The following is a 5833-nucleotide window of genomic DNA, read 5'->3' on the forward strand; positions in this document are numbered from 1 at the left end:
TGGAACAGGGCGTCGCAGACAGAGAGAAGAGCGGGCCGCCGAAGCGCCCCACCCTTCGTCTCGATCAGCGCAGCAGCGACAGAACTTGCTGCGGCAGCTGGTTGGCTTGCGAAATCATCGCGGTACCAGCTTGCTGCAGGATCTGTGCACGCGACAGGTTCATCGTTTCCGATGCGAAGTCAGCGTCCATGATCCGGCCGCGGGCGGCCGACAGGTTCTCCGACGACACCGCCAGGTTGGCGATCACCGAGTCGAAGCGGTTCTGCACGGCGCCGAAGTCGGCGCGAGCGGTCGTGACATCGCTGATGGCGGTGTCCAGGGCGGTGATTTCCGCCGTGGCGAGCGTGCCGTCGGCGCCGGTGATGGCACCCAGCGTGCCCGACAGGGCGCTCTGGTCGGTCACCGTCACGTCGATGGTGTCGGTCGTGTCCGTGCCAGCACCCACCTGGAAGGTGAAGGTCGAACCGCCGGTCAGCAAAGCCTGGTCGTTGAACTTGGCACCGTCGATGACACGGCTCACTTCGGACTTGAGCTGCTGGTATTCAGCGTCGAGGTTGTCGCGGTCGTCCGAGTTGTTGGTGCCGTTGGCCGATTGCACGGCCAGTTCACGCATACGCTGAAGAGCATCGCTCACCTTGCCCAGAGCGCCTTCAGCGGTCTGTGCCAGCGAGATGCCGTCGTTGGCATTGCGGGCGGCGACGTTCATGCCGCGAACTTGAGCGTTCATGCGCTCGGCGATCGCGAGGCCGGCGGCGTCGTCCTTGGCGCTGTTGACGCGCAGGCCAGAAGACAGGCGCTGCATCGAGGTCGACAGGGCGTTCTGCGTCGTGGAGGTGTTGCGCTGTGCATTCAGCGAGAAGATGTTGGTGTTGATCGTCATTGCCATTTAAAAATCTCCGATACGGTTTGAAGTGACTTCCGGCAAGCGCCGGCATTTGCCGTTGCAGTCGCTCGAACCTTGCGGCCTCTGCTTCTGCGTTGACCTGGCCTTTGGTGTGACCCGTTGGCCTGCTGTGCGCCCGGCGTGCGTCACCTCCGATCTCACGAAAGGCCTTGTTGATTCGCCTCTCGCTCAACACTTGGTTGGCTTACTCCGGACCCCGGTTCTGATTGCTCGTCCCCGTTGGTTTTGTTATCGGACCGCCGCTCTCAGAACTTTAGAAAAAAAGTCAAGCGGGAGTTGGCGGGCAAATTCGACGTTCTTCGCGGCATCAGGTGCCACTGGGTTATTTCGGCAGGGTCGAGGCACTTCTTGAGCCCACTGGATGCACTGCTTGGAGACTGTCGATTCGTTCACGAACCGTGGTTACGCTGACTTACATGTAGGAAGTTGCCCTACACGGGTCATGGAAGAAGCTGGACTCAAGCCACAGAACCGACCTGATGTTTCGGTCCATTTCTGATCTTCACAATCCGTTCCACGTTGAGACGCAAACCAACGCAGCACAGACAAACAGCAGACAACCCAAGGAACAACAGCATGAACGCCGACCAAATCCTCACCGAGATCCGTGAAGCCAATCTGTCCTACCTGATGCTGGCGCAAAGCCTGATCCGCAGCGACCGCGAACAAGCCCTGTTCCGCCTCGGCATCAGCGAAGAGAGCGCCGCGATGATTGCGCTGCTGACCCCCGCTCAGATGATGAAGGTCGCTGCCGGCAACACGCTGCTGTGCCGCTTCCGCATGGACGACGACATGGTCTGGGGCCTGCTCACCAACCACGGCAAGAGCGCCGCCAACGACATGACCAGCCGCCTGCACGCTTCGATCCTGATGGCCGGCCGCCACCAAGAAGCCGCCTGAGCTTCACCCTTCTATATATAGACAGCCAGATCAGAGAGATTCCTGCCATGCGTACCAAGAGCATCCTGACCGAAGCCAAGCAGATCGAGCGCGCCGTGACCCTGATCACCCTGGGCGCCCGCCTGCAGGTGCTGGAATCCGAGACCGATCTGAGCTACGAACGTCTGCTGCGTCTCTACAAAGAGGTGTCGGGCAAGTCGCCGAGCAAGGGCCAGCTGCCCTTCTCCACCGACTGGTTCATGACCTGGCAACCCAACATCCATGCCTCGCTGTTCCTCAACATCCACGAGTACCTGAACAAGGTCGCCGAGATGGACGAGATCGACACCGTCATCAAGGCCTACCAGCTCTACCTCGAGCAGACCCAGGCGCAGAACCTGGAAGCCCTGCTCTCCGTCACCCGCGCCTGGCGTCTGGTGAAGTTCGTCGACAACGGCATGCTCACCATGACCAAGTGCTCCAAGTGCGGCGGCCATTTCGTCAGCCACCCGCACGAGATCAGCAAGCACTACATCTGCGGCCTGTGCAACCCCCCGGCACGCGCCGGCAAGGGCAAGGCCTCGGGTGGCATCCAGATGCACTGAGCTTTCCTAAAGTTTTCGCTGGACTTGCCGATACACCAGGCAACCGGCAACGGTTCTTGTCTCCTCCTGGCACCCTGAGAAAGTGCTTTATCGCGGACCCACCAGGGTCCGTTTTTTTTGCGCCGGGAAAGCCCTGCTGTTGATGCGATCGATTGCACTGCCAGACGCACACACTCACTCAAGAGCCCGGGGTTCGAGCCGATAAAGGGCCTGAGGCTCAGCAGTAGGGGCCGAAAACCAGCCCCTCGCAACCACACCACTCAACCATGTTTGTTCTGATCGGCTACGGCGTCGCCCTCGGTTGTATCTTCGGGGCGTACATCATTCACGGAGGCAACATCTCCGTGATCATCCACGCCCTGCCGACCGAACTGATGGCCATCCTGGGCGGCGCGCTCGGCGCCTTCGTGGTGAACAACCAGCCCAAGGTGCTCAAGGCCACCATGTCGGCCCTGCCCAAGCTGCTCAAGGGCAGCAAGTACACCAAGGCGCGCTACATGGAGCTGCTCGCGCTGCTCTACGACCTGTTGCAAAAGGCCCGCAAGGAAGGCCTGATGGCGATCGAGAAGGACGTGGACGCGCCGCACGAATCCGCCGTCTTCCAGAAGTACGCCGCGGTGGGCAACGACCACCACGTGGTCGAGTTCATCACCGACTACCTGCGCATGATGGTCTCGGGCAACCTGAATGCCCATGAGATCGAAAGCCTCATGGACAGCGAGATCGACACCCACCACCACGAGGCCCACGCCCCGGCGGCGGCCATCGCCCGCCTCGCCGGCGCCCTGCCCGCCTTCGGCATCGTGGCCGCCGTGCTCGGCGTGGTGAACACCATGGGCTCGGTGGGCCAGCCGCCCGCCATCCTGGGCGGCATGATCGGCTCGGCCCTGGTCGGCACCTTCCTCGGCATTCTTCTCGCCTACGCCTTCGCCGAGCCGCTGGCCGGCCTGATGGAGCAGAAGAACGACGAAGGCACCAAGGAACTGCAGTGCATCAAGACCACGCTGCTGGCCAGCATGCAGGGCTATGCCCCGCAAGTCGCCGTTGAGTTCGGCCGCAAGGTTCTGTACTCCACCGAGCGCCCGAACTTCGCTGAGCTCGAAGCCCACGTCAAAGGCAAGAAGTAATGGCTGGCGACTCGAAAAAGCTGCAGCCGATCATCATCAAGCGCGTCAAGAAGGGCGGCCACGGCGTCCATGGCGGCGCGTGGAAGATCGCGTACGCCGACTTCGTGACGGCCATGATGGCCTTCTTCCTGCTCATGTGGCTGCTCGGCTCCACCACCGAGGGCGACAAGAAGGGCATCGCCGACTACTTCTCTTCGCCCTTGCGCGTGGCGCTGCTTTCGGGCGGCACCGGCTCGGGCGATTCGTCGCACGTGGTCAAGGGCGGCGGCACCGACATCACCCGCTCCGGCGGCCAGGTGAAGCGGGGCGACGTCACCACCACCAAGAGCACCATCAACCTCGCCGCCATGCGCGCCGAGCAGCGTGCGGCCGAGGCCGGCAAGCTGGAGCAGATCAAGAAGCAGATGGAAGAGGTGCTGGCCAACAGCCCCAAGTTCGGCGCCATCAAGAACCAGATCAAGCTCGACATGACACCCGATGGCCTGCGCATCCAGATCATCGACGAGCAGAGCCGCCCCATGTTCGACAGCGGCAGCGCCATCGTCAAACCCTACATGCGCGAACTGCTGCGCGAGATCGGCGCGGTGCTGGTCGACGTGCCCAACCGCCTCACGCTCGAGGGCCACACCGACGCCCAGCCCTTTGCCGGCGACCGCGGCGGCTTGGGCTACGGCAACTGGGAGTTGTCGGCCGACCGGGCCAACGCCTCGCGCCGCGAGCTGATCGCGGGTGGCCTGCCCGCCGACCGCATCCTGCGCGTGCAGGGCCTGGCTGCGAGCGTGCTGTTCGACCGCGACGAGCCGACCAGCCCCAGCAACCGGCGCATCAGCATCATCGTGATGAACCGCGACGCCGAAGACCGGCTCTTCAACAAGACGATCCCCGAGGAAACAGCGGCCGCCCCTGCCGAGGCCGCCGCCAGCGCACCAGAGGCAGCCGAGATGCCAACTGTGCCCTCAATATCCAACCCGAACGCCCGATAACAGCCCCAGTCCAGCATCCAAGCGAGGTCCGCCATGAGCAACCCTGACATGAAATTCCTGATCGTCGACGACTTCTCCACCATGCGGCGCATCGTGCGCGGCCTGCTGAAGGAGCTGGGCTACAACAACGCCGAAGAAGCCGAAGACGGCGTGGCCGCGCTGAACCTGCTCAAGACCACCAAGTTCGACTTCGTGGTGAGCGACATCAACATGCCCAACATGAACGGCTTCGAGCTGCTGGCGGCCATCAAGGCCGAAGCGAGCCTGAAGCACATCCCGGTGCTGATGGTCACGGCCGAAGCCCGCAAGGAAGACATCGTGCGCGCTGCGCAGGATGGCGCCGCCGGCTACATCGTCAAACCTTTCACCAAGGCCACCCTGGAAGAGAAGGTTCAGAAGATCATGCAGAAGCTGGCCACCGCGGCTTGAGCACGGGGAGCATCACATGAAGATGGACAACCTGGCCGTACTGGCCCCGCCCCAGACTCATCAGACCGCCGGCGCGTCGCCCGAGGTGTTTCAGCAACTGGGCCAGATCACCCGCCAGCTGCACGACACGCTGCACCAGTTGGGTGTCATGCCCAAGCTGCAGAACGCCGCCAACGGCCTGCCCGACGCACGCAGCCGCCTGAACTACATCGCCGAGAAGACCGGCAACGCCGCCAACAAGGTGCTGAACTCGGTCGACCAGGCCAAGGTGGAGCACAACGCCATCGCCGCCGAAACGCGCCGCATTGCACAAGCCATCGTGGCCGACCCGGTGAAGGCAGTGGCCTCGGGTTCGGTGATGAACTTCGTGAGCGACGTCGAAGACGCCACCGCGCGCATCGACCAGCACCTGACCGACATCATGATGGCGCAGGACTTCCACGACCTCACCGGGCAGGTGGTGGCCAAGGTGGTGTCTCTTGCTGCCGACCTGGAAGACAGCCTGGTGAAGCTGCTGGTTCAGGCTGCGCCACCGGAAGCGCAGAAGGTCATCGAGCACAGCACTGCCACGCTGAACGGGCCGGTGGTGAATGCTGAAGGTCGCACGGATGTGGTGACGAACCAGGGTGAAGTGGACGATCTGCTGGCGAGTCTCGGGTTCTGAGGTTTCTCGCTTCGATGGAACGGCGGCCTTTGGGTCGCCGTTTTGCTTTTGGTGGTGGCCAAGCTCAGTCCGTTCGGGCTGAGGTATCGAAGCCTTGCTCGCCGCTTCGCGTGGTGTGTTTCTTCCTACTTCGAACGGGTGCGCCGGGAGTCCGCCCCGGCGGGCGGGTCACTTTCATTTGTCGCGCCAAATGAAAGTAACCAAAGCAAAGGCGCTCTTCATTTGGCCGAACTGCGTGGCTT

Annotated in this window: 7 protein-coding genes; 6 read left to right on the forward strand and 1 reads right to left on the reverse strand. The window is 62.7% G+C overall.

Annotated features, from left to right (window positions below; translation table 11 throughout):
* Positions 1–64 precede the first annotated feature (64 nt).
* Positions 65–886 (reverse strand): flagellin N-terminal helical domain-containing protein, encoded by an 822-nt coding sequence (locus VFL64_RS11635; RefSeq protein ID WP_489540541.1) that lies wholly within the window; start codon positions 884–886, stop codon positions 65–67.
* A 594-nt stretch (positions 887–1480) separates the two neighbouring features.
* Here VFL64_RS11635 and flhD point away from each other — a divergent pair.
* From flhD to VFL64_RS11665, 6 genes are all read left to right on the forward strand, one after another.
* Positions 1481–1804: a flagellar transcriptional regulator FlhD gene (gene flhD, locus VFL64_RS11640; RefSeq protein WP_489540542.1), complete on the forward strand. Its 324-nt coding sequence runs from the start codon at positions 1481–1483 to the stop codon at positions 1802–1804.
* Between the two features lie 47 nt (positions 1805–1851).
* A complete protein-coding gene (gene flhC / locus VFL64_RS11645) occupies positions 1852–2388 on the forward strand; it encodes a flagellar transcriptional regulator FlhC (protein ID WP_489540543.1) in 537 nt (178 codons plus the stop codon).
* 266 nt (positions 2389–2654) lie between these two features.
* Positions 2655–3515 carry a flagellar motor stator protein MotA gene (gene motA / locus VFL64_RS11650; RefSeq protein ID WP_489540544.1) on the forward strand — a complete coding sequence of 287 codons (861 nt, stop codon included), beginning with the start codon at positions 2655–2657 and terminating at the stop codon, positions 3513–3515.
* Entirely contained in the window at positions 3515–4498 is a 984-nt protein-coding gene (motB, locus tag VFL64_RS11655; protein WP_489540545.1) for a flagellar motor protein MotB, read from the forward strand. The genes motA and motB overlap by 1 nt, the downstream gene beginning before the upstream one ends.
* Before the next feature lie 33 nt (positions 4499–4531).
* Positions 4532–4927, forward strand: a complete 396-nt coding sequence (cheY, locus tag VFL64_RS11660; protein ID WP_489540546.1) for a chemotaxis response regulator CheY — start codon at positions 4532–4534, stop codon at positions 4925–4927.
* 16 nt (positions 4928–4943) lie between these two features.
* Positions 4944–5591: a protein phosphatase CheZ gene (locus VFL64_RS11665; protein WP_489540547.1), complete on the forward strand. Its 648-nt coding sequence runs from the start codon at positions 4944–4946 to the stop codon at positions 5589–5591.
* Positions 5592–5833: the final 242 nt, after the last annotated feature.

It is taken from the genome of Rhizobacter sp. (genome assembly GCF_035702065.1).
Lineage (GTDB): Bacteria > Pseudomonadota > Gammaproteobacteria > Burkholderiales > Burkholderiaceae_C > Rhizobacter.

Bases quoted from the DNA above. Each gene is read 5' to 3' on its own strand.
- VFL64_RS11635 (WP_489540541.1), bottom strand. From the start codon at position 886: ATGGCAATGACGATCAACACCAACATCTTCTCGCTGAATGCACAGCGC.
- flhD (WP_489540542.1), top strand. From the start codon at position 1,481: ATGAACGCCGACCAAATCCTCACCGAGATCCGTGAAGCCAATCTGTCC.
- flhC (WP_489540543.1), top strand. From the start codon at position 1,852: ATGCGTACCAAGAGCATCCTGACCGAAGCCAAGCAGATCGAGCGCGCC.
- motA (WP_489540544.1), top strand. From the start codon at position 2,655: ATGTTTGTTCTGATCGGCTACGGCGTCGCCCTCGGTTGTATCTTCGGG.
- motB (WP_489540545.1), top strand. From the start codon at position 3,515: ATGGCTGGCGACTCGAAAAAGCTGCAGCCGATCATCATCAAGCGCGTC.
- cheY (WP_489540546.1), top strand. From the start codon at position 4,532: ATGAGCAACCCTGACATGAAATTCCTGATCGTCGACGACTTCTCCACC.
- VFL64_RS11665 (WP_489540547.1), top strand. From the start codon at position 4,944: ATGAAGATGGACAACCTGGCCGTACTGGCCCCGCCCCAGACTCATCAG.